This window comes from Rhizobium freirei PRF 81 (assembly GCF_000359745.1).
Taxonomy (GTDB): Bacteria; Pseudomonadota; Alphaproteobacteria; order Rhizobiales; family Rhizobiaceae; genus Rhizobium; species Rhizobium freirei.
Window position 1 is genome coordinate 180,467 of record NZ_AQHN01000077.1, and the last position, 22,282, is coordinate 202,748.

Sequence of the window (22,282 nt, forward strand, 5' to 3'; positions counted from 1 at the left end):
ACGAAATGGCGAAACAAGACGAACTGGTGTTTCTGCCACTCGGCGGCGTCGGCGAGATCGGCATGAATCTCGCGCTGTACGGTTATGGTCCGTCGGAGCATCGCCAGTGGATCATGGTCGATTGCGGCGTTACCTTCCCAGGTCCCGATCTGCCGGGTGTCGATCTGGTGCTGCCGGATATCCGCTTCCTCGCCAAGGAGCGCAAGAACCTCAAGGGCATCATCATCACCCATGCGCATGAGGATCACTACGGCGCGCTGAACGATCTTTGGCCAGGCCTGAACGTTCCCATCTATGCGTCCGCCTTCACCGCAGGTCTTCTGGAAGCCAAGCGCGACTATGAAAAGACGATGGGTGAGATTCCGATCACGCCATTCAAGGCCGGCGATCGCATCAATGTCGGCCCCTTCGAGATCGAAGGCGTCGCCGTCAATCACTCGATCCCCGAGCCGATGTCGCTGATGATCCGTACGCCGCTCGGCAGCGTCATTCACACCGGCGACTGGAAGATCGATCACGAGCCCTCGCTCGGGCCTTTGACCGACGAGACCCGCTTCCGCCAGCTCGGCGACGAGGGCGTGCTGGCGCTGATGTGCGATTCCACCAATGCGCTACGCGATGGCGTCTCGCCTTCCGAGAAGGACGTCTCCGAAAGCCTGCGCAAGATCATCGAGGATGCCGAAGGTCGCGTGGCTGTCACCACCTTCTCCTCGAATGTCGGCCGTATCCGCACCGTCGCCGAGGCTGCTGAAGCCGCCGGTCGTGAAGTTCTCCTTTTAGGTAGTTCGCTGAAGCGCGTCGTCGATGTGGCTCGCGATATCGGTCTGATGGAGGGCATCAAGCCGTTCATCGCCGAGGACGAATACGGTTATATTCCGCGCGATAAGGTGGTGGTCATCCTCACCGGCAGCCAGGGCGAGCCGCGCGCAGCCCTTGCCAAGCTGGCGAGGGATGAAATGCGCAACGTCGCGCTGGCATCAGGCGATATCGTCGTCTTCTCCTCGCGCGCCATCCCCGGAAACGAGAAGGCTATTCAAGATATCAAGAATGGCTTGATCGAGCAGGGCGTGCATATCGTGACGGATGCCGAAGCGCTCGTTCATGTGTCCGGCCACCCCCGGCGCAACGAGTTGCAGAAGATGTATCAGTGGACGCGGCCGAAGATCGTGGTTCCCGTGCATGGCGAGGCCACGCATCTGACTGCGCATAAGGAACTGGCCGAACAGAGCGGCATTGCCATCGTACCGCGCGTGCGCAACGGCGATATCTTGCGCCTTGCGCCGGGACCGGCCGAGGTGATCGATGAGGCGCCGCATGGGCGTATCTTCAAGGACGGCATCCTGATCGGCGATTTCGACGAGATGGGAATCGGCGAGCGCAAGAAGCTCTCCTATGTCGGCCATGTCGCCGTCAACGTCGTGCTCGATGCCCGTTACGACATCGTCGGCGATCCGGATATCGTGCCGATCGGCCTGCCGGCTTATGACGACGAGGGTGACGAGATGGAAGACACGCTCTTCGATGCCGTCGTCAGCGCCATCGAGAGCATTCCCCGTGCTCGCCGCAAGGATCTGGACATGCTGCAGGAAGCTGCCCGCCGCGCCGTGCGCGCCGCCGCGAACCAGGGTTGGGGCAAAAAGCCTTTGGTTACCGTCTTCGTCACGCGTACCGGCGGCTGACATCCGCCATCCGATCTAGAGCATTTCCAGGAAAAGTGCGCAGCGGTTTTCCGTTCGGAATGCATAAGAAAGCAAAAAGATAGAGCGTTTCCGCGATTCGAAGAAAGGCGGAAACGCTCTAGGAGGAGAGATCCGTGCTTGGACGCATCAATCATGTCGCGCTCGCTGTTCCGGATATCGCAACGGCCAGTCGCGCTTATCGCGAGACGCTTGGCGCCGTTGTGTCCGCACCGCAGGCTTTGCCCGAGCACGGAGTAACGGTCGTTTTCGTCGAATTGCCGAACAGCAAAGTCGAGTTGCTGGAGCCGCTCGGCGAGGCATCGCCGATCGCGGCCTTTCTTGCGAAGAACCCGGACGGCGGCATGCATCACATCTGCTACGAGGTTGCCGATATTCTGGCGGCTCGCGATCATCTGGCCGCTGCAGGCGCCCGGGTACTTGGGAACGGCGAGCCGAAAATCGGCGCGCATGGCAAGCCGGTGCTCTTCCTGCACCCGAAAGACTTCTTCGGCACGCTGATCGAGCTTGAGCAAGTGTGACATTAAAGCGCTGGAACGCGCTTTGAAAGATGGCGGTTTTGCCCCTATAAGCAACTTGGAAGAGGGAAGGGCGAGCAGGCTCGTCCTTGGAGCAATTTCGCGAAAAGTGCGCAGCGGTTTTCCGTCTGGAGTTGCGTAAAACAACAAGGTCGAGCGGTTCGGAGATTCTGTGAAGAACTGAACCGCTTCAAGGGAGCATAATGGCCCAGCAGATTGCAGCGAGCTTCGCGGTTTATTTCGTCATCTGGTGGATTACGCTTTTTGCCGTACTGCCCTTCGGTTTGCGCACGCAGGCCGAGGACGAGCATGTGATCGCCGGAACCGTCGAAAGCGCGCCCACTAAGTTTCGTGCCTGGAGAGTGGTATTCTTCACCACGCTGGTCTCGGCCCTCATCTACGGCGCCTGGTATGTCGCCTCGCATTATTTCGGTCTGAGCATCGACTCCATCCCGAAAATCATTCCCGATTACGACAAATAGTCGATCGGCGCAGCCTGTAGCGTGGGTTGAAATCAAAACGCCTTGCAATCGCCTTCAATTCGTCACACGCCTGTCATCTGAGTGAAGCAAAGAGGCTGCAGAACATGGCTGCAAGGTCATGATGGGAAGGCCTCGGCAGCGCTTTCCGACGGGGCGCGTTCAAGGCATAGTTGGCCATCGTAAAAGCAAAAAAAAACAAGGCTATAAGCCTTGTTTTTAAGTATCGCGTGATCCTTATCCGTTGCCGGGGCAGCGAGCAAGCGCGCCTAAGATCTGATCCTCCCAAGACTTGACCGCGAAACGGCAAGAATTTAGCCTTCCTGCCTCTTTTGTGAGCTAAAATTAGCTCAAACATTGAGCTTTGTCATCTGTTTTTTTGCTTTTTTACTACAGTCGCGCAGATTTTTTCTGTTGACAGATTTTCGTCGTAAATCCTTATAAACGCGCATTTTTTCGGAATCATGAAAACAAGCCGCATCGCCTGCATCCTCGGGCGTTTGCCAAATTCCCTCATGGAGAATGCGGGTTTCCTTCCGGCGCCGAAGCAGTTATGAACTGCCCTTATACATAATTTGCTAACGATTCCGTATAGAGCGGATCGTCAAACCATCTGGAACAAGCGTCATGCGTCTGTCTCGTTACTTCATGCCCATTCTGAAGGAAAATCCTAAAGAGGCTGAAATTGTTTCCCATCGGCTCATGCTGCGTACCGGCATGATCCGTCAGCAGTCGCAAGGCATCTATTCCTGGTTGCCACTGGGCAAGCGCGTGCTTGACAAGGTCAACAGGATCATCCGCGAGGAGCAGAACCGCTCCGGCGCCATCGAGCTTCTGATGCCGACGCTGCAATCGGCCGAGCTCTGGCAGGAAAGCGGCCGCTACGACGCCTATGGCAAGGAAATGCTGCGCATCAAGGACCGGCAGGACCGGCCCATGCTTTACGGCCCGACCAATGAAGAGATGGTCACCGACATCTTCCGGTCCTACGTCAAGTCCTACAAGGACCTGCCGCTGAACCTCTATCACATCCAGCTGAAGTTCCGTGACGAGATTCGCCCGCGCTTCGGGACGATGCGCTCGCGCGAATTTATGATGAAGGATGCCTATTCCTTCGATTTGACGCAGGAAGGCGCCGTGCATTCTTACAACAAGATGTTCGCCGCCTATCTGCGCACCTTCAATCGTCTCGGCTTGAGGGCAATTCCGATGCGGGCCGACACCGGCCCGATCGGCGGCAATCTCAGCCATGAATTCATCATTCTTGCCGATACCGGCGAGTCGGAAGTCTTCTGCCACAAGGACTTCGTCAATTTCGACATTCCCGGCGAGGACACGAATTTCGACGACGTCGCCGGCCTGAAGGGCATCTTCGACAAGTGGACCTCGGTCTACGCGGCCACTTCGGAAATGCATGACGAAGCTGCCTTCAACGCCATCCCGGAAGGCGAACGCCTCTCGGCGCGGGGTATCGAGGTCGGCCACATCTTCTACTTCGGCACGAAATATTCCGAGCCGATGGGCGCGAAAGTGCAGGGTCCCGACGGCAAGGAACACGCTGTCCACATGGGATCTTACGGTATCGGCCCGACCCGCCTTGTTCCCGCCATCATCGAAGCATCGCATGATGAGAACGGAATCATCTGGCCTGCGTCGGTTGCGCCGTTCGATGTCGCGGTGATCAACATGAAGTCCGGCGATCAGGCTTGTGACGAAGCTTGTGAAACGGTCTATGCCGCTCTTTCGAAGGCCGGCAAGGACGTGCTGTACGACGATCGCGACGATCGTGCCGGAACGAAGTTCGCGACGGCGGATCTGATCGGTGTGCCAGTGCAGATCATCGTCGGGCCGCGTTCGATCGCGGGCGGCGAAGTGGAAGTGAAGGACCGCAAGACCGGCGCTCGCGAAACGATGACGGTCGAAGCGGCAATCAAGCGGCTGGCAGGCTGATAGCCTGTAAATAGGATGGAAGACGAATGGCGGTGAGCGCGGCAGTGGAACAGCAGGAAAATTCGTTCAAGGCCGGCCCATCGTCTCGTCCGTTTTCCGGGTTCGAGCGGCTCGTGGCCTGGCGCTATCTGCGCTCCAGGCGCAGGGAGGCATCGATCTCGGTCATTGCCGGTTTCTCGCTGGTCGGCATCATGCTCGGCGTTGCCGCGCTGATCATCGTCATGGCCGTCATGAACGGTTTCCGGGCAGAGCTCTTCAAGCAGATCCTTGGGTTCAACGGTCATGTCGTCGTGCAGCCGATCGATTCGCCGCTGAATGATTACGCTGAACTGGCGAAGAAGTTTTCCGCCGTCCCTGGTGTCACCATGGTCCTGCCGCTCGTCGAGGGCGAGACGCTTGCCTCCGGCCGTGGCGGCTCCGGCACCGGCGCGCTGGTGCGCGGTATCCGCTCGGAGGATCTCACCAAGCTCAAAACGGTGTCCGATCACGTCGTTTCCGGCGACATGGTCGGTTTTGTCTCGGGGCAGGGCGTGCTGATTGGCAGCCGTCTTGCGCGGCAATTGGGCCTGACGGTCGGTGACCAGATCACGCTGACGGCGCCGGATGGGGATGTCACGCCGTTCGGCGTCAATCCGCGCGTCAAGGCCTACACGATCTCAGGCATCTTCGAAGTTGGCATGTCGGAATATGATTCCTCCGTCGTCTTCATGCCGCTGGAGGAGGCACAGGTCTTTTTCAATGCCCAGGGTATCGTTGAAAAAATAGAGCTCTTTATCACCAATCCCGATGATGTCGATCAGTTGCGACCAAAGATCGAAGAGGCGGCCGGACGGCAGATCTTCCTGACCGACTGGCGGCAGGTCAACGCCACCTTCTTCTCGGCTTTGCAGGTCGAGCGCAATACGATGTTCATGATCCTGACGCTGATCGTCCTCGTCGCCGCCCTGAACATTATTTCAGGCCTGATCATGCTGGTGAAGGATAAGGGCAGCGATATCGCCATCCTGCGCACCATGGGCGCGACGTCGGGCTCGATCATGCGCATCTTCTTCATGACGGGGGCGGCCATCGGTGTCGTCGGCACGCTTGCAGGCGTGATCCTTGGCGTCTTTGTCTGCCTGAACATCGAGTCCATCCGTCAGTTCTTCAGCTGGATTTCGGGTACGGTGATTTTCAATCCGGAAGTCTATTTCCTCAGCAAACTACCGGCCAAGATGAATATGGGTGAGACCATCTCCGTTATCGTGATGGCTCTGACGTTGTCTTTCCTTGCCACGATCTTTCCGGCCTGGCGTGCCTCGCGGCTCGATCCGGTGCAGGCGTTGCGCTACGAATAAGGAATCCGCATTTGATGAAACGCAACGTCGTTCTTCAGCTCTCTGGCGTGGAGCGTCATTATGGGCAGGGTGAGACGCGCCTGCCGATCTTGAAGAAAGCCGATTTTACCCTGCGTAGCGGCGAGATGGTCGCGCTTGTCGCTCCATCAGGCACAGGAAAGTCGACGCTCCTGCATGTCGCCGGCCTGCTCGAGCACCCGGATGGCGGCGAGGTGCTCGTCAACGGCCAGGCCTGCGAAGCTTTGTCCGACGACAAGCGCACGGCCGTGCGCCGCAGCGAGATCGGCTTCGTCTATCAATTCCATCACCTGCTGCCGGAATTCTCGGCTCTTGAGAACATCATGATGCCGCAGCTCATTTCCGGTCTCTCGCGCAAGGATGCGAGCGCGCGGGCCGCTCAGCTTCTCGATTACATGCGCATCGGCCATCGCGCCGATCATCGTCCGGCCGAATTGTCCGGCGGCGAACAGCAGCGCGTCGCGATCGCCCGCGCCGTCGCCAACGCACCGCTGGTGCTGCTGGCGGACGAGCCCACCGGCAACCTCGATCCGGATACCGCGCATTACGTATTCGATGCATTGGAAGCGCTGGTGCGCCAATCTGGCCTTGCGGCCCTGATCGCCACCCACAATCACGAACTCGCCGCCCGCATGGACCGCCGCGTCACGCTGAACGACGGCAAGGTGGTCGAGTTCTGATCGTTCGTTATGGAACGATCAAGCCGCCGCGATAATCCAGCTCGTAGGCCTTGCGCTCCTTCACCATGATGGCCTCGTGGCCGGTGAAGTGGTCGCAGGCGCCCGTACTGTGGTCGATATAGTGGCCATAAGCATGTTCGAACTCGTAGCCGCCGAGAAAGCGTTTTTCGTCCAGGTAGAGACGCATGAGCGCCGCCTTGATGACCATGCCGGCGCGCGTCCCGTCAATCAGATCGGGCACGATGATATGGCCGAAATAATTCATCGCCCAGATCGGCTCGTCATCGTACCAGATGATCTCCTGCCCGGCGAAATCCGTGCCGCCGAAATAACTGTCGAGATAGCGCCAGCGGCCGCTGACATAGCCGATGTCATGCGAGCCGTTGCGGCTGGACGGCAGGTGCTCGCCGTCGCCCACATAGGTCTCGGCCTTGGCGATGACAATAAAATCGTTCAGCTCGGCAAGATCCGGCATGACGCGCTCCAATTCTGGTGAGCGGCCATAGTGTCACCGGCTGGGCCATTTGTAAAGAACAAATAGTGAACAAACTGATTTATTCGCCATTTCCGCAGGCCTTCTGACCGATATCGTCCTGCCAGTCCTGAATGCTGACGGTCTTGGCTTCGGCTTTCAGGGTCTTGCCGTCCTTGGTCACTTTGCCTGTCAGCACATTGTAGTCGCAGCTATGGCTGTTATCCGGCTCGAGCGTATCGCGGGAGTCGTAGGTGTAGCCGGCGACCACGAAATTGTTGTTGCGATAGGCAAGCGTCAGCGTTTGATGCCAGCGATCCCGCCCGATGGCATCATTCTGCGAGACGATTGCGATGGAACCGTTCGGCAGCGCCGAGATCGACGGTTCCTGGCCGACGATGCCGCCGGGCGCGACGCTGCCCCATATCTTGTTCGGAGCGCTTGCGGCGAGCTTCAGCAGGGAGTGTTCCTCATCGCGCAGATAGACATAGACGCCGATCGGATTGTCGGCCTGATCGTCCTCGGCGCCTGCCACAAGCAGGGCGAGATCCGGCTTGCCATCCTTGTTCCAGTCGCCGATCGCGGCGTCAATGACGCGGCCGGGCGCGACGGTGTCATCAGCATGAGCAATCGTTGCAGCCGAAAGAAGAATGAGAGCGCAGGCAAGTGATTTCATCGTAATGTCCCCATTTGCTTCTGCATAGCGCCGGACCATTTCCGCGTCCATCCGCAGGCGGAAAAGTCGAGTGATGAATTTATTGACGCCTCTATTGACTCTCGAACAAAAATAGAACAAAAAAGAAACATAACGGGTAAGGAGAGCGTAAATGACCGATATCATTCGAGACGTTGCAGCATTCACTTCCATCGTCATGTTCGTCGCCAGCTTTTCCCTCATCATGATGGCGATGTGAATTTTATCCTCCATATGCACATGCCTGCTCCCGTATTTGATGGGAGCAACTTCTGGACTTTATGATCCGCAATGCCGAAAATAGCGTTGATTCATTTTGGCATGCGGAAGGGTATGAGATGGCAGATGCGGGTGGCAGCGGCGCGGTTGCGCCGGTCGGCGAAATGCCGGAATTCGTGCACCTGCGGGTTCATTCCGCCTATTCTCTGCTAGAGGGCGCATTGCCGCTCAAGAAGATACTGGCCAAGGCCGCCGGCGACAGCCAGCCGGCCATCGCAATCACCGATACCAACAACCTTTTCGTTGCACTGGAATTCTCGCAGAAGGCGATGGACGAGGGCCTGCAGCCGATCATCGGCTGCCAGGTATCGATCGACATGGAAGATGGCGGCGAGGGCGAGAAGCGCGGACCGCAGCAGGCATTGGCGAAGCTGCCGTCCATCGTGCTGCTTGCCGCCACCGAGCAGGGCTATGAGCGCCTCGTCGATCTGGTGAGCCGCGCCTATCTCGGCGGCGAAGGCAATAGCGCCGTTCACATCACCACGTCATGGCTGGAAGAGATCGGCACGGAAGGCATGATCGCCCTGACCGGCTCGTTGAGCGGGCCTGTCGATATGGCGCTGAAGGAAGGGCACGCCGGGCAGGCGCTCTCCAGATTGCTGACGCTAAAGCGTCTCTTCGGAGACACGCTTTATGTCGAGTTGCAGCGTCACGGCACCTATGATCGCCGCCACGAGCAGAAGATGATCGCGATGGCTTACGAGCATGACATTCCGCTCGTTGCGACCAACGAGGCCTTTTTCCCGACGCGTGATGACTATGACGCGCACGATGCGCTGATGGCCGTCGCCCACAATGCCATCGTCTCGGACGATACGCGGTTCCGCCTGACGCCGGATCATTATCTGAAGAGCCGGGCCGACATGGCGAAGCTTTTCGCCAATCTGCCGGAGGCGCTGGAAAATACGGTCGAGATCGCCCGCCGCTGCTCCTTCATCCTGAAGACGCGCAAGCCGATCCTGCCGCGTTTCACCGGCGCCACCGACGACGCGGAAGAGGCCGAACGCGCCGAGTCGGCGGAACTGCGCGCCCAGGCCGTGGAGGGGCTCGACCAACGCCTGGCTTCGCTCGGCATGGCACCGGGTTATGAGGAAAGGGAATATCGCGACCGGCTGGAATTCGAGCTCAGCGTCATCGAGCGCATGAAGTTCCCCGGCTACTTCCTGATCGTTGCCGACTTCATCAAATGGGCGAAGCGCCATGATATTCCAGTCGGCCCGGGCCGCGGTTCCGGTGCAGGCTCGCTCGTCGCCTATGCGCTGACGATTACCGACGTCGATCCGCTGCGCTTCTCGCTGCTGTTCGAGCGCTTTCTCAATCCGGAACGCGTCTCGATGCCGGACTTCGATATCGACTTCTGCCAGGACCGGCGCGAAGAGGTGATCCGCTATGTGCAGGCCAAATATGGCCGCGAGCAGGTGGCGCAGATCATCACTTTCGGTTCGCTGCAGGCGCGTGCCGCCCTTCGCGACGTTGGCCGCGTGCTGGAAATGCCCTATGGCCAGGTCGACAAGATCTGCAAGCTGGTGCCGAACAATCCCGCCAATCCGACCCCGCTCAGCAAGGCGATCGAGGAGGAGCCGCGTCTGCAGGAGGAGGCGGACAAGGAGCCGGTCGTCGCCCGCCTGCTCGATATCGCCCAGAAGATCGAGGGCCTTTATCGCCATGCCTCGACGCATGCCGCCGGTATCGTCATCGGCGACCGGCCGCTTTCGAAGCTGGTGCCGATGTATCGCGATCCGCGCTCCGACATGCCGGTCACCCAGTTCAACATGAAATGGGTGGAGCAGGCCGGCCTCGTGAAATTCGACTTCCTTGGTTTGAAGACGCTGACGGTTCTGAAGACCGCGGTCGATTTCGTTGCCAAGCGCGGCATCAGCATCGACCTCGCCAGCATCCCGCTCGACGACAAGAAGACCTACGACATGCTTTCGCGCGGCGAGACGGTCGGCGTGTTCCAGGTGGAAAGTGCGGGCATGCGCAAGGCGCTGATCGGCATGCGCCCGGACTGTATCGAGGACATCATCGCGCTCGTGGCGCTCTATCGCCCCGGCCCGATGGAGAACATCCCGGTCTACAACGCCCGCAAGCACGGCGAGGAAGAGATCGAATCGATCCATCCGAAGATCGATTACCTCTTGAAGGAAACGCAGGGCGTTATCGTCTACCAGGAGCAGGTGATGCAGGTCGCCCAGGTGCTCTCTGGCTATTCGCTCGGCGAGGCCGATCTTCTGCGCCGCGCCATGGGCAAGAAGATCAAGGCCGAGATGGACCAGCAGCGCGAGCGCTTCGTCGACGGGGCCATCAAGAACGAGGTTTCGAAGGGGCAGGCCGACGTCATCTTCGATCTGCTCGCGAAATTTGCAAACTATGGCTTCAACAAGTCGCACGCCGCCGCCTACGCCATCGTCTCCTACCAGACCGCCTATATGAAGGCGCACTATCCGGTGGAGTTTCTGGCAGCGTCGATGACGCTGGATATGTCCAATACTGAGAAGGTCAACGATTTCCGTCAGGATGCCAAGCGTCTGGGCATCGAGGTCATTGCGCCTTCGGTACAGACCTCTTTCCGCCATTTCGAGACCGGCGACAGCCGCATCTATTATGCGCTGGCGGCGATCAAGGGCGTCGGCGAATCCGCGGTCGACCATATCGTCGAGGTGCGCGGCGATCTGCCCTTTGCCGGCATCGAGGATTTCTGCCTGCGCATCGATCCCAAGCAGATCAACCGCCGCGTTCTGGAAAGCCTGATCTGCGCCGGCGCTTTCGACTGCTTCGAGATCGACCGTGCGCAGCTGATCGCCGGCCTCGACCGCATTATGGGCTATGCCCAGGTGGCGCAGGAAAACAAGCGCAGCGGACAGCACGACATGTTCGGTAGTGCGGCGTCCGGCCCGGAAAAGATCGTGTTCCCGACCTATACGCCCTGGCTTGCCTCGGAGCGGCTGCTGCGCGAGTTCCAGGTGCTCGGCTTCTATCTGACGGCGCATCCGCTCGACACCTATAAGGGCGTGCTCGACAAGATGCGCGTCCAGCCCTTCGCCGATTTCTCCGCCGCGGTGAAGCAGGGCGCCAGCAACGGCCGCCTGGCCGGAACGGTGATCTCGAAGCAGGAGCGCAAGACGCGCACCGGCAACAAGATGGGCATCTTCGTCTTCTCCGACGCCTCCGGCCAGTTCGAAGCCGTGCTCTTCTCCGAAACGCTCAACCAGTATCGCGACGTTCTCGAAGTCGGCAAATCCTTCGTCATCACCGCCCAGGCGGACGAGCGCCCGGAAGGCATCAGCCTGCGCCTGCAGACGGCGCAGTCGCTGGAGGAGAAATCGCTGCAGATGCAGAAGGCGCTGCGCGTCTATGTCCGCGATTCCGGCCCGCTGAAGGCCGTTGCCGCGCATCTGAACGCCAAGGGCGACGGCCTCGTCTCGTTCATCGTCATCAAGGAGGAAGGCTTGCGCGAAGTGGAGGTGGCGCTGCCGGAGAAATATCGCATCACGCCGGAAATCGCCGCAGCATTGCGTACGGCGCCTGGTGTCATCGATGTGGAGCTCGTTTAGAGCAATTCCGGGAAAAGTGCATGGCGGTTTTCCGTCCGGAATTGCGCAAAAACAAAAGGCGCTAACCCTTCTTACCCAGTGCGCCGTTGTTGGTGATGGTGATGAAATCGGTCTCGCTGCCGGTTTCGGGTCCGACGCCGGTGTCGGAGATCGTCAGCGATGAGCCTGATGTCAGCAGGTCCTCGATGCGATGACGGACATCGTCGGGAATGCTGACGCGGCCGAGTGCCTGTCCGGCCGCATCGAGCGATTGCGATTGTTCCTCGCTGGTGATGCCGTACCGTTTCTTCGCCTGTTTGCTCAGATCTTCTTCCAGGGTCATGCCGAACCAATCGGCCTTGCCGTTGATGCGGTCGATTGCATTGGCGGTGAAGAAATGCACGCCGAGCGCCTCTTGCGGCTCGGCGATGATGGCAGGCCCTTCAAAGAGCGGCTTGAAATTCTGGCGCACCATGATCGCTCCGTTCGGCGGTTCGCCTTTGCCGGCGGCGGCATAGACCGCTTTCATCAGAGCGGGGCTGACAAGGCCGCCCGTCGTCTTGATGTCATGTGCCTTCTTGAAGTCTTCGATCGCCTGCACCGTCGACGGTCCGAGCATGCCGTCGGGCGTGCCGGTGATGAAACCCATCCCGTTCAGGAGGCCTTGGAGGTCGCGCACATTTTCGCGCAGGCCGCGCCGGGTGATCAGAATGCTGAGCGGCGCAAGATCGGGGGCAGGCGCAATGATTTGCTGCGCTTTCGGCATCTGGATCGAGGTCACGTCATTCGTCGCGACCTGAAGGGACTGCCCCTGCTGCAGAAAGCTCGCAGTCATGGGACGAAGCTCGATGTCGGAAAACAGCGCCGGCGGTGGCGCGGCTTGCGGCTGGAACAGCATCGCGTTTTCGAAGGGCTGGGGCACCAGCGGCTGATCGGCGATGACGACATGCACGCCGCGCTCGGTCATCTGGTAGAGCATCTTGGCAAAGGCCTTCGGCATGCGCACGCAGCCGTGGGATGCCGGATAATTCGGAACCGAGTTGGATTCGTGCAGCGCAATGCCCGACCATGTCAGCCTCTGCATGAAGGGCATGGGAGCGGCCGAATAGAGATTGGATTCGTGATAGACCTTCTTTTCCAGAATGGAGAAGATGCCGCTCGGCGTCGTATGGCCACGCCTGCCGGTCGAGACCTTTGACGTCGCCACCACCTGATCGCCGTCATAGACGGCGAGCGATTGCCTGTCCTTCGATACAACGATCTGCAGGGTGCGGGCATCCGACGCGGCAAAAGCGGGCTGGGAAAGGGCGGTGGCTGACAAAAGCCCGAGCCCAAGCAACAAAAACGGCTTCATAGACACAAACCAAAACGCAATACTCGTAGCGCCCGAGGTTAGACTTCGAAGTTTAAGGAAGACTTGCCGAAAAGCAGTGCCCTGTTGCTCCGATGAAAGCGTCAGTCTGTTTGGTTATCGCCAAATGCGGCATCGCCGAAGCGGAGCGGTCAAACTCGGCTTCGGCGATGACTGAAATGTCGATCTCCAGGGATCAGTGAGCGCTGGAGGCCACCCAGTTGTGCCAGTCCTGCTCGCTGCCATGGAAGGCGTTGAGGTCGATCTTGCCGTCGACGCCGTGGGAGACGCCGGAGCCGGAATACTGCCAGAACAGCCATTTCCGGCCGGGATAGACCTTGGATGGATGGGCGGCAACCGAGCGCAGCCAGAAGGGATAGCTGAGCAGTTCGCCGCTCAGATTGTCACGATAGAAATCCGGAGCCGTGTAGACGATCGGGCGCTGACCGTAATGCTTTTCCAGCCTGTCCAGGAAGACCTGCATCTTGGCAAGTACCTGTTCGCGCGAAGGGCGCCGCTTGCAGCTCGACTCGCCGTTCCATTCCACGTCGATGACCGGCGGCAGCGCGCCGGCTTCCCTCGGGACGTTGCGGATGAACCAATCGGCCTGTTCGCCGGCCGTCCGGCACCAGTAGAAGAAATGGTAGGCGCCGTGCTTCAGACCGGCTTGCTGGGCAGCTCGCCAGTTCTTCTTGAACATTGGATCGAGATGATCGCCGCCATCCGTCGCCTTGATGTAGACGAAGTTCGCACCCTGCGTGCGCAGCGTATCCCAGTCGATTTCGCCCTGCCAGCGCGAGACGTCGACGCCATGGACGGCGAGCTTGCGGGGAGACGTTGAGGAGCCGAAGTTGATCGGCTTGGCATCGCGGAAACGATGGCCGTAGATCTGCATCGGCTGCTGCCGCAAAGCGCGGGGGATCGGGTTCGACGGCGCGAGCATGGCGAGCGGCCGCTGCAGCGGCACCGGAGCGTCGCCGCCACCCTGGTTGGACGGCACGAATGCTTCCGGCCGGATGTCGGTCGGCATCGCGACTGCCAGAGCCTGTTGCCGCTCGACGCGTGAAACCGTTTCGCCGATTTCGACCGACGGCACCGCTCGGCCGGTCTTTGTGATGGAGCTGGTCATTTCTTTCGAAGGCGGGCTGGCTTGCGCGGCTTCGCGCTCACCCCGTGCGGCGCAGCCCGAGATCGTCAGGCAGGCGAGAAAAATGGTCGATACAGCCGATAGACGCATAGGAACCCGTACGCAAAACACAATCGACGACGAATCCACGCCGCCCGGAAGTTACAGACTCCGAGTCCTAATGGAAATTTACCAAAAAAGTTTGAATCCGAGCTTTTCTCGCGCAAGGAATCGCGCACGTGAGCGGATTATTTGCCAGGCGGTCAAATATCACTGGATAGTGACTTACTGGTAAACGATTGTTATTTATGGCGTTTATCGCCGAATGTGTAACCAGTCTCGACCGTCTTGTTGCCGAATTTTTCTCGCAGCTTATCCATCGCAGCCTCGGCAGCGGCCCGTCGCGTCGCCTGTTCGTCGATGAGATCGGGCGGATCCGCGCGACCGGCATCGCCAAGATCGGTGACGCCGATGCCGATGAGGCGGAACCTCGTCCCGTCGGTTTCTGCTTCAAGCAGGCGCAGACCGGTGCGGAAAATCCGGTCCGCCAGCTGCGTCGGGTCCTCCAGGCGGCGATTGCGCGTACGGCTCTTGAAATGCGACGTCTTCAGCTTGAGGACGACGGTTTGGCCGGCAATGCCGCTGCGTTTCAGGCGCCGCGAGACCTTTTCGGAGAGATCGCGCAGGATCGGCACGAGATCGTCATGGCGGGAGATGTCTTCGAAGAAGGTGGTTTCGGAAGACACGCTCTTTGCCGCTTCGTTCGGATGCACCGTCCGGTCGTCGATGCCGCGCGAGAGGCGGAAAAGCCGCTGTCCGATGACGCCGTAACGGCGCATGAGGTCGCCTTCCTCCATGCCCTGCAATTGGCCGATGGTGCGAATGCCATCGCTTTCGAGCGTTGCGGCGAAGGCTTTGCCGACCCCCCATATGATCGTGACCGGTCGCGGCTCCAGGAAGGAGAGCGCCTCTTCCCGTCCGATGACGGAAAAGCCGCGCGGCTTCTGCAGGTCAGAGGCCACCTTGGCGAGGAATTTGCAATAGGAGAGGCCGATGGAGATGGTAATGCCGATTTCCTGTTCCACGCGTCGGGCGAACTTTGCCAGGATGCGGGCAGGTGGATCGTGATGAAGCCGCTGTGTGCCGTCGAGTTCCAGAAAGGCTTCATCGATCGAAAGCGGCTGCACCAGGGGCGTCAGATCCTGCATCATGCCACGGACCTCCCGGCCGACACGGACGTATTTTTCCATGTTCGGGCGGATGACGACGGCCTGAGGACAGGCTTCCAGCGCCTTGAACATCGGCATGGCCGACCGGACGCCGTGGATACGGGCGATGTAGCAGGCGGTTGAGACGACGCCACGCTTGCCGCCGCCGATGATAACGGGCTTGTCGGCCAAATCCGGATTGTCCCGTTTTTCGATCGAGGCGTAGAAGGCGTCGCAATCGATATGCGCCAGCGTCAGGGCATGAAGTTCCCGATGGTAGAGGAGGCGAGGGCTGCCGCAGGCGCGGCAGCGCGTCCGCATTGCCGATTGCTCGCTCAAGCAATCGCGACAGAAGCCGGGAGTTTTGTCGGGCGCACTGGTCATTGAATGAGAACAAAAATTGAACATCGCCACTTTATGTTCTAACTTTGCGAGTCTCAAGCTGGAAAGCAACGGGGAGGAAGGTGTGGAGAATTTAAAGGTACAGCCGTTGACGTCGGATCGCTGGGGCGATTTCGAGACGCTCTTCGGGCCGAGTGGCGCCTGTTACGGTTGCTGGTGCACCCATTTCCGCATTCCGACATCTGAGCGCAACACGATGGACGGAGACGCCAAGAAACGCTTCATGCAGGAGCGCATCGCCGGCGGGCCGCCGCCCGGTCTTCTCGGCTATATCGGCGAGCGCCCGGTTGCCTGGGTGCAGGTCGGTCCCCGTTCGGAGCTGCCGCAATGGAATTCGCAGAAAACGGTATCGCGCCCGCTCGATCCGGCGGATGCCGAGGATGGCTCCGTCTGGGCCGTGAGCTGCTTCTTCATGAATTCCAGGGATCGCGGCAAGGGATATAGCCATCGCATGCTGTCGGAAGCCGTGAATTTCGCAAGGGCTTCCGGCGCGCGCCTGCTCGAGGGCTGTCCAATCGAACGCACGAAGCAGTCGAAATCTGTCGGTCTTTATGTTGGCTCGCTGCGGATATTCGAGGCGGCCGGATTTTCCGAAGTTGCCAAACGCAAGGACGGGCGGCCGCTGATGCGTCTCGTCCTCTGAAATGGGCGGCTGGCTTCAGCGGATGATATGAGCCCGGAGCAAGGGAGCCGCCTGGCTCCATTCGTTGGCTTCGCTGATACCCGCCGGTGCGGAGGGCGCCATGCGATGAACGATGGAATCCGGTTTCAGATTGATCAGGAGGCAATCCGGAACATGTTCGCTGACCGAATGCAGATTGTGAGCCATGTCGTCGATGAAGGCGACCGGCAACGTGCGCTCCGCATGCAGCGACCGCACGATCGGCCCTTTCGGCTGCAGCGACGCAAGCAGGGGATAGGCGAGGTCGAGCCGGTCGAGAAGACGCCGCCGCTGAGCCCAGAACTGCGGCGGCATGGCCGTGAGGAAAACGATATCGGCATCCCTGGAGAAATCGCCAAGCGTATCGACAACCCGATCGAATGGCGTCTGCCACTGTTCCTGTGCCTCGAAGAAAGCGTCGATCAGCCGATGGACGTCCTTCTCCTCCAGCGCCGTCCCATTGAGCTTGGAAACGATATTGCCGGTCAGCCGGAAGGATCTGGGCAGGAATTCATGGCCCTCGCCATCGAGGAAGGTCAGGAAAGGCGCAAAGAAATGCAATACGACGTCATCGACATCGCAGACGATCAGAGGCCGATCCTGGAGACGGATATGCGATGTATCGAATTCGAGCGGAGCATCCATCGTCAATATTCTCCGGAAGCGAGGCCAGGCGGCGAGAAATGCGCCGATGCGGCAGCAACGGCTTCGGGCGGAATGCCGCGTGCCTCGCAGAAGGCCAGCAATGTCGGCTCGTGGTTCATCAGGAAGTCGAGCATGCCTGCCAGAAAGGCCGGCTCGTTGATTGCATTGCGCACCTGCGCCGGCTCGACGCCGGTGAGCGCCAGGAAGCGCCCGAACATATCGGGCTCATTGGCGAGCCAGCCGAGTACGGCGATCGCTGTCTCTTGCGGGTCGGCCGCATTCTTCTTCGGGTTCTTGAAGTTACTTTGCATTTTGAAGGGTGATTTACCTATTTTTCAACCAAATCCCGGTAGTGTCCGATTCAAGTATTTGTGGAATCGGTTCCTCGCGACCCTATATTTCGAGAGAATGGATGCAATACCGGATGCAGGGACAGCTCTCCATGCCTAAGCAGGTAATGATTGTAGAAGACAATGAGCTCAATATGAAGCTCTTTCGCGATCTGATCGAAGCGTCCGGCTATACGACGATCCAGACCCGCAACGGCATGGAAGCGCTCGATCTCGCGCGCAAGCACCGTCCGGACCTGATCCTCATGGATATCCAGCTTCCGGAGGTTTCCGGCCTGGAAGTCACCAAATGGCTCAAGGAAGATGACGATCTGCACGTCATCCCGGTGATCGCGGTCACGGCTTTCGCCATGAAGGGGGATGAGGAGCGCATTCGCCAGGGCGGATGCGAAGCCTATGTCTCGAAGCCGATTTCCGTGCCGAAATTCATCGAGACGATCAAGACCTATCTTGGCGACGCCTGAAGATGGGAAGGGAATGATGACAGCGCGCATCCTGGTAGTCGACGATATCCCCGCCAACGTAAAGCTTCTGGAAGCACGGCTGCTGGCCGAATATTTCGAAGTGCTGACGGCCGAAGACGGGCTGAAGGCGCTCGCCATCTGTGCGAGCGCGCAGGTGGACTTGATCCTTCTGGATATCATGATGCCAGGCATGGATGGCTTTGAGGTGTGCGAACGCCTGAAATCCGACCCCCGCACCGCCCACATACCCGTGGTCATGGTCACTGCGCTTGATCAGCCCGCCGACCGCGTGCGCGGCCTCAAGGCCGGTGCCGACGATTTCCTGACCAAGCCGGTCAACGACCTCCAGCTCATCTCACGCGTCAAGAGCCTGCTGCGCTTGAAGACGCTGAGCGATGAGCTGCATATGCGCAACGAGACCGCGCGCAACTTCGGTATCGACGACTTGCTTCGTGCTGGCGATGGCCGTGCCGAAGAGGCCGGGCAGGTGCTTCTGGTCGACGGCCGCGCCAATTCGCAGGAACGAATCATCCGCACGCTCAAGCCGATCGCCCAGGTCGTCGCCATGTCCGACCCGCAGGCGGCCTTGTTCGAAGCGGCGGAGCGGCCGTTCGAGCTCGTCATCGTGAATTCGAATTTCGACGATTACGATCCACTGCGGCTCTGCTCCCAGCTTCGCTCGCTGGAACGCACGCGTTTCCTCCCCGTCCTGCTGGTGACCGAGCAGGGTGCAGACGACATGATCATTCGCGCGCTCGATCTGGGCGTCAACGATTACGTTATCCGCCCGATCGATCCGAACGAGCTGGTGGCGCGCTGCCTGACGCAGATACGCCGCAAACGCTATAACGACCGTCTGCGCGCCAGCGTGCAGCACACCATCGAGCTTGCCGTCACCGATGCGCTCACCGGCCTGAACAACAGGCGCTATCTCGATAATCACCTGAAGATCCTTTTCGACCGGTCATTGGCGCGCGCACGGCCGCTCTCCGTCCTGATCGCCGATATCGATCGCTTCAAGCTGGTCAACGACACCTATGGTCATGATGCCGGTGATGAGGTGCTCAAGGAGTTTGCCAGCCGCATCCGCTCCACTGTGCGCGGCGCCGATCTCGCCTGCCGTTATGGCGGCGAAGAGTTCGTCGTCGTGATGCCGGATACGCCCGCCGATGTTGCTGCCGGCGTCGCCGAGCGTCTGCGCGCTGCGGTAGAAAATATGCCGGTGCGGCTGAGGGATAGCGGCGTGGCACTTAACATTACCGCTTCGTTTGGAATCTCGTGCCGTTTGGAGACGGTGGAGACGCCGGAGCAGTTGATGAAGCAGGCCGACCGCGCGCTCTATGAGGCAAAAAGGGCGGGGCGCAACCGAGTTGTCGCGTCAGCTGCTTGACCGAAAATGGGCCATTATAGGTAAAATTTCCAGTAAATATTCGGGGGATTTCTGAAGTTTTGAACAAGGCAGAAGTGCTTTTGAACTTCAAATTCTGATCATAGCTATTTGGACATCGTAAAAAACAATTCTCCGAGTTTTGCTTATTATTGAAGTGACGGTTGGTTGTTATGACGATTATTTTAGTTTGTGCCGTATGAGTTGCTATTAAATCAAGATTTATTTTTGAAGATCTGAGCGTGAGCGTGAAAATAGATTGATTGGTAGTCAAAAATTGCTTTTATGTGCGGATTTTCTTAAGTATGTGTATTTATAATTTGCTATTTATGCGAGAGTTGTCTCTTTTCTATTTATAGATTTTCAAATTTAATTTGTTAATTCTGTAGAAAATGCCTGCCGGCGAAGATGTGAATTTTAACCATCTGGGCAAACAGGTATTTTTCATCATTAAGAATTTGTTGATTTTCTTCCGATTTCGCGCGAATTTAGTCCCGTACAGAGACAGCCCCTCAGGGGTTCGAGATACCCCATGATGCTCAGGTCCGCCGCATCTCCTGGGTCGTGGGGTCGGTCGGCTGGCAGGCAAGAGATAACGGTTCCTCGTGCCGTTTTGCATGCTAGCCGGCCCCCAAACTCAAAACGCCGCTCTTCGGTTTTCGAAGGCGGCGTTTTTCTTTGAGGCAGCCAGGCAATCTCTCTTCCATGGCGTCCTGAACCGATACGTTCGGGCGAGCTTGGAGCCGAAAAATGGCGGCAAAACAAAAAAAGGCGCTAGCCCGCAGGCAGCGCCTTCTTGAAACCCAGGGTTTAGGAAACTTACTTGATCTTCGTTTCCTTGAACTCGACGTGCTTCTTAGCAACCGGGTCGTACTTCGTCTTCGTCATCTTGTCCGTCATCGTACGGCTGTTCTTCGTCGTGACGTAGAAGAAACCGGTGTCGGCCGTCGACAGCAGCTTGATCTTGATGGTGGTAGCCTTGGCCATGGTCGTCCTGCCTTTAATAAAAATGAACGCCGTGGACGGCCAGTGCGGAGGTCCACGGCGAATTCTGGCGCGAAACTACAAATCGCGCCCGAAAAGTCAACCCCTGTTGCCCATGAAAAGCAGCCGTATCCCCGAAAGCAGGACATAAAGGCCAAAGAAAAAGGCAACAGCCCAGGCAAAGCCGCTGGGATTGGCCAAATCCATGGCCGTGCCGATGGTCGGCGGCCCGAGAACCATGCCGATGGCATAGCAGAAAACGAAGGCCGCATTGGCCGCCACGAGATCGGCGCCGGTCAGCCGCGTGCCCAGATGGCTGAGTCCGACGGTGTACATGCCGGAGACGCAGCCGCCCCAGAAGAGCAGAATGACAGCGAGAATGATCCAGTTCGAGGAGAGAGACGGCAGCAGCAGCGCGCCCACGAAGCCGATGAGGGCCATGATCGACAACAAGGGTCGCTTATCGCGCATGCGATCGGCAAGCAGCCCGAGCGGGATCTGAAAGACGAAATTGCCGACGCCCATGACGGTCAGCAGCAGCGCCGCTTGTGATTCGTTGAAGCCGAGCCGCGTCGCATAGCTGGTGAACAGGGATCCGCCGCCGACGGTGACGGCGCCGAATACGAATACCGCAGCCGTCGCCGTCGGGACCAGGAAGATGTAGCGCACGAAATGCAGCTCGGGCTTCTCGTCGACGAGCGGGCTTTCATTGCGGGCGATAAAGATCGGTATGGCGGCCGCCAGAATGATGCAGGCGCCGATGACAAAGGGCATGAGCCCTTCGCTGCCGACAAGCGAGAACAGCAGAGGACCGGCCGCAAAACCGAGCGAGAAGACCGTGGAGTATAGGCCGAGCACGAAGCCGCGCTTGGAAGGCGGCGAGGCGGCATTGATCCAGAATTCCGACAGGATGAACAGCGTGGTCGTCGATCCGTGGAAGATGATGCGCAGCGGGAACCACAGGAGGAGGTTTTCCGCGTAGTAGAAGCCCAGCGAACTCAGCGCGGAGAGTATGACCGCCCAGATCATCGTCTGTACGACGCCGAAACGATGCGCAAGCTTCGTCGTGATGATCGCGGCAAGCATGGCCGCGACGCCCATCATTGCCGTGTTAAGCCCGATCAGGCTCGAGGGGATGCCGCGTTTTTCCAGAATGATGCTGAGAAGCGGCAGGCCCAACCCGATGGCAATGCCCACGGCGGACACGGACGCGATGGCTGCGACGAGCGAAGGCCAGTGAATCTCTTCGACATGGCCGGCCTTGTCGTTCGTCGGTTCAAGCATAAACGGATCCTTGGAGCGTATGGCAGGCGAATCGATTCGGACGTGGGAAACAGAAAGGCACGGCTCGGCCAAATTTAGGTGACGGGTCGGCTTTCATGTGATCGGTCATATCCCCCGCAATGATCCTTTCGACGCCCGGCATGTACAGACAAGAAATGCCGCTGATGTCAAGTCGTTGCCGGCAAAGCAATTCTTGCGAAGCGCGAATATGCGGCGAATCGATGCCGGTTCTCGGTAGAAAGCCGCGGCGATACCAAATGGCCACGGCTTGCCGGGCGGGCCGGCGATACAGGCTGGCCGGCACGGTCACGACCGGCTGTTTCCCTGATCCCATTCGTCCGGGCTGTCGTCGTGGCCGCCGAAGCCATGCATGCGCAGCGCCCATTGCAGGCCGATAACGCCGCCTTTGATGGGTTGGATGATCGCAAGTGCCGCGATAACGGTGATGGGAGCCCAGATGGCAAGATGCGCCCACATTGGCAGGCTGAAGGCCATGTCCGTCATCATGTAGCCGCCGACGATGAGATGACCGAGAACGAAGATCACGAGGTAGGGCGGCAGATCGTCGGCCCGCTGATGGAAGATCTCTTCGTTGCAAACGGCACAATGATCGACCGGCTTCAGGAATGTGCTGAAGAGTTTACCCGTACCGCAGCGCGGACAGCGATTGAGCATGCCGCGGGAAATCGACCGGCCGAGCGGGCGTTCGTTTTCATCGGAGCCGCCATAGCGGATGGGGGAATCGGATGGACTGCCCGTCATG

The 22,282-nt window shown here is 59.1% G+C and carries 20 protein-coding genes; 10 read left to right on the forward strand and 10 right to left on the reverse strand.

The window, feature by feature from the left end; all coding sequences use genetic code 11:
* The first annotated feature begins 5 nt into the window (after positions 1–5).
* The 6 genes from RHSP_RS21345 to RHSP_RS21370 all read left to right on the forward strand — a co-directional run bounded on the left by RHSP_RS21345 (position 6) and on the right by RHSP_RS21370 (position 6,679).
* Positions 6–1,679 carry a ribonuclease J gene (locus RHSP_RS21345; protein WP_004122509.1) on the forward strand — a complete coding sequence of 558 codons (1,674 nt, stop codon included), beginning with the start codon at positions 6–8 and terminating at the stop codon, positions 1,677–1,679.
* A gap of 134 nt (positions 1,680–1,813) precedes the next feature.
* Positions 1,814–2,218 carry a methylmalonyl-CoA epimerase gene (gene mce, locus RHSP_RS21350; protein WP_004122512.1) on the forward strand — a complete coding sequence of 135 codons (405 nt, stop codon included), beginning with the start codon at positions 1,814–1,816 and terminating at the stop codon, positions 2,216–2,218.
* A gap of 200 nt (positions 2,219–2,418) precedes the next feature.
* Positions 2,419–2,697 carry a DUF1467 family protein gene (locus tag RHSP_RS21355; protein WP_004122515.1) on the forward strand — a complete coding sequence of 93 codons (279 nt, stop codon included), beginning with the start codon at positions 2,419–2,421 and terminating at the stop codon, positions 2,695–2,697.
* Positions 2,698–3,321: 624 nt separating this feature from the next.
* Positions 3,322–4,644, forward strand: coding sequence for a proline--tRNA ligase (gene proS / locus RHSP_RS21360; RefSeq protein ID WP_004122525.1), 1,323 nt, complete (start codon positions 3,322–3,324; stop codon positions 4,642–4,644).
* A gap of 26 nt (positions 4,645–4,670) precedes the next feature.
* Positions 4,671–5,981 carry a lipoprotein-releasing ABC transporter permease subunit gene (locus RHSP_RS21365; RefSeq protein ID WP_004122528.1) on the forward strand — a complete coding sequence of 437 codons (1,311 nt, stop codon included), beginning with the start codon at positions 4,671–4,673 and terminating at the stop codon, positions 5,979–5,981.
* A 14-nt stretch (positions 5,982–5,995) separates the two neighbouring features.
* Positions 5,996–6,679, forward strand: a complete 684-nt coding sequence (locus RHSP_RS21370; protein ID WP_004122531.1) for an ABC transporter ATP-binding protein — start codon at positions 5,996–5,998, stop codon at positions 6,677–6,679.
* A gap of 7 nt (positions 6,680–6,686) precedes the next feature.
* On the opposite strand, the gene RHSP_RS21375 is transcribed toward RHSP_RS21370, so the two are convergent.
* Together RHSP_RS21375 and RHSP_RS21380 are read right to left on the reverse strand one after the other, a co-directional pair.
* Positions 6,687–7,154 (reverse strand): DUF5680 domain-containing protein, encoded by a 468-nt coding sequence (locus tag RHSP_RS21375; protein WP_004122534.1) that lies wholly within the window; start codon positions 7,152–7,154, stop codon positions 6,687–6,689.
* Positions 7,155–7,233: 79 nt separating this feature from the next.
* Positions 7,234–7,827: a hypothetical protein gene (locus RHSP_RS21380; RefSeq protein ID WP_037153640.1), complete on the reverse strand. Its 594-nt coding sequence runs from the start codon at positions 7,825–7,827 to the stop codon at positions 7,234–7,236.
* Between the two features lie 356 nt (positions 7,828–8,183).
* Here RHSP_RS21380 and dnaE point away from each other — a divergent pair, with 356 nt between their 5' ends.
* A complete protein-coding gene (gene dnaE, locus RHSP_RS21385) occupies positions 8,184–11,678 on the forward strand; it encodes a DNA polymerase III subunit alpha (protein WP_037153642.1) in 3,495 nt (1,164 codons plus the stop codon).
* Positions 11,679–11,739: 61 nt separating this feature from the next.
* Here dnaE and RHSP_RS21390 read toward each other — a convergent pair whose 3' ends face one another.
* From RHSP_RS21390 to RHSP_RS21400, 3 genes are all read right to left on the reverse strand, one after another.
* Entirely contained in the window at positions 11,740–13,011 is a 1,272-nt protein-coding gene (locus tag RHSP_RS21390; RefSeq protein WP_004122542.1) for a L,D-transpeptidase family protein, read from the reverse strand.
* A 193-nt stretch (positions 13,012–13,204) separates the two neighbouring features.
* Positions 13,205–14,245: a glycoside hydrolase family 25 protein gene (locus tag RHSP_RS21395; protein ID WP_037153553.1), complete on the reverse strand. Its 1,041-nt coding sequence runs from the start codon at positions 14,243–14,245 to the stop codon at positions 13,205–13,207.
* Between the two features lie 191 nt (positions 14,246–14,436).
* Positions 14,437–15,726 carry a DNA polymerase IV gene (locus RHSP_RS21400; RefSeq protein ID WP_037153559.1) on the reverse strand — a complete coding sequence of 430 codons (1,290 nt, stop codon included), beginning with the start codon at positions 15,724–15,726 and terminating at the stop codon, positions 14,437–14,439.
* Positions 15,727–15,808: 82 nt separating this feature from the next.
* On the opposite strand from RHSP_RS21400, the gene RHSP_RS21405 reads away from it, so the two are divergent.
* Positions 15,809–16,387, forward strand: coding sequence for a GNAT family N-acetyltransferase (locus RHSP_RS21405; protein WP_037153562.1), 579 nt, complete (start codon positions 15,809–15,811; stop codon positions 16,385–16,387).
* 15 nt (positions 16,388–16,402) lie between these two features.
* Here the strand turns inward: RHSP_RS21405 and RHSP_RS21410 are convergent, their stop codons facing one another.
* Positions 16,403–17,050: a hypothetical protein gene (locus RHSP_RS21410; protein WP_037153565.1), complete on the reverse strand. Its 648-nt coding sequence runs from the start codon at positions 17,048–17,050 to the stop codon at positions 16,403–16,405.
* Between the two features lie 2 nt (positions 17,051–17,052).
* A complete protein-coding gene (locus RHSP_RS21415) occupies positions 17,053–17,361 on the reverse strand; it encodes a DUF3572 domain-containing protein (protein ID WP_037153568.1) in 309 nt (102 codons plus the stop codon).
* A gap of 131 nt (positions 17,362–17,492) precedes the next feature.
* Between RHSP_RS21415 and RHSP_RS21420 the strand changes: the two genes are divergently transcribed.
* Both RHSP_RS21420 and RHSP_RS21425 read left to right on the forward strand, forming a co-directional pair.
* Positions 17,493–17,864 carry a response regulator gene (locus tag RHSP_RS21420; RefSeq protein WP_028754034.1) on the forward strand — a complete coding sequence of 124 codons (372 nt, stop codon included), beginning with the start codon at positions 17,493–17,495 and terminating at the stop codon, positions 17,862–17,864.
* Positions 17,865–17,880: 16 nt separating this feature from the next.
* The gene (locus RHSP_RS21425; protein WP_037153650.1) at positions 17,881–19,254 is read left to right on the forward strand and encodes a PleD family two-component system response regulator; all 1,374 of its coding nucleotides are present in this window, start codon (positions 17,881–17,883) and stop codon (positions 19,252–19,254) included.
* A gap of 816 nt (positions 19,255–20,070) precedes the next feature.
* Here the strand turns inward: RHSP_RS21425 and rpmG are convergent.
* The 3 genes from rpmG to RHSP_RS21440 all read right to left on the reverse strand — a co-directional run bounded on the left by rpmG (position 20,071) and on the right by RHSP_RS21440 (position 22,281).
* Positions 20,071–20,238 (reverse strand): 50S ribosomal protein L33, encoded by a 168-nt coding sequence (gene rpmG / locus RHSP_RS21430; RefSeq protein ID WP_003547442.1) that lies wholly within the window; start codon positions 20,236–20,238, stop codon positions 20,071–20,073.
* A 96-nt stretch (positions 20,239–20,334) separates the two neighbouring features.
* Complete coding sequence (locus tag RHSP_RS21435) at positions 20,335–21,519, reverse strand: MFS transporter (RefSeq protein ID WP_037153580.1); 1,185 nt, start codon at positions 21,517–21,519, stop codon at positions 20,335–20,337.
* Between the two features lie 306 nt (positions 21,520–21,825).
* On the reverse strand, positions 21,826–22,281 hold the full coding sequence (locus RHSP_RS21440; RefSeq protein ID WP_004122557.1) for a DUF983 domain-containing protein: 456 nt from the start codon (positions 22,279–22,281) through the stop codon (positions 21,826–21,828).
* Position 22,282: the final 1 nt, after the last annotated feature.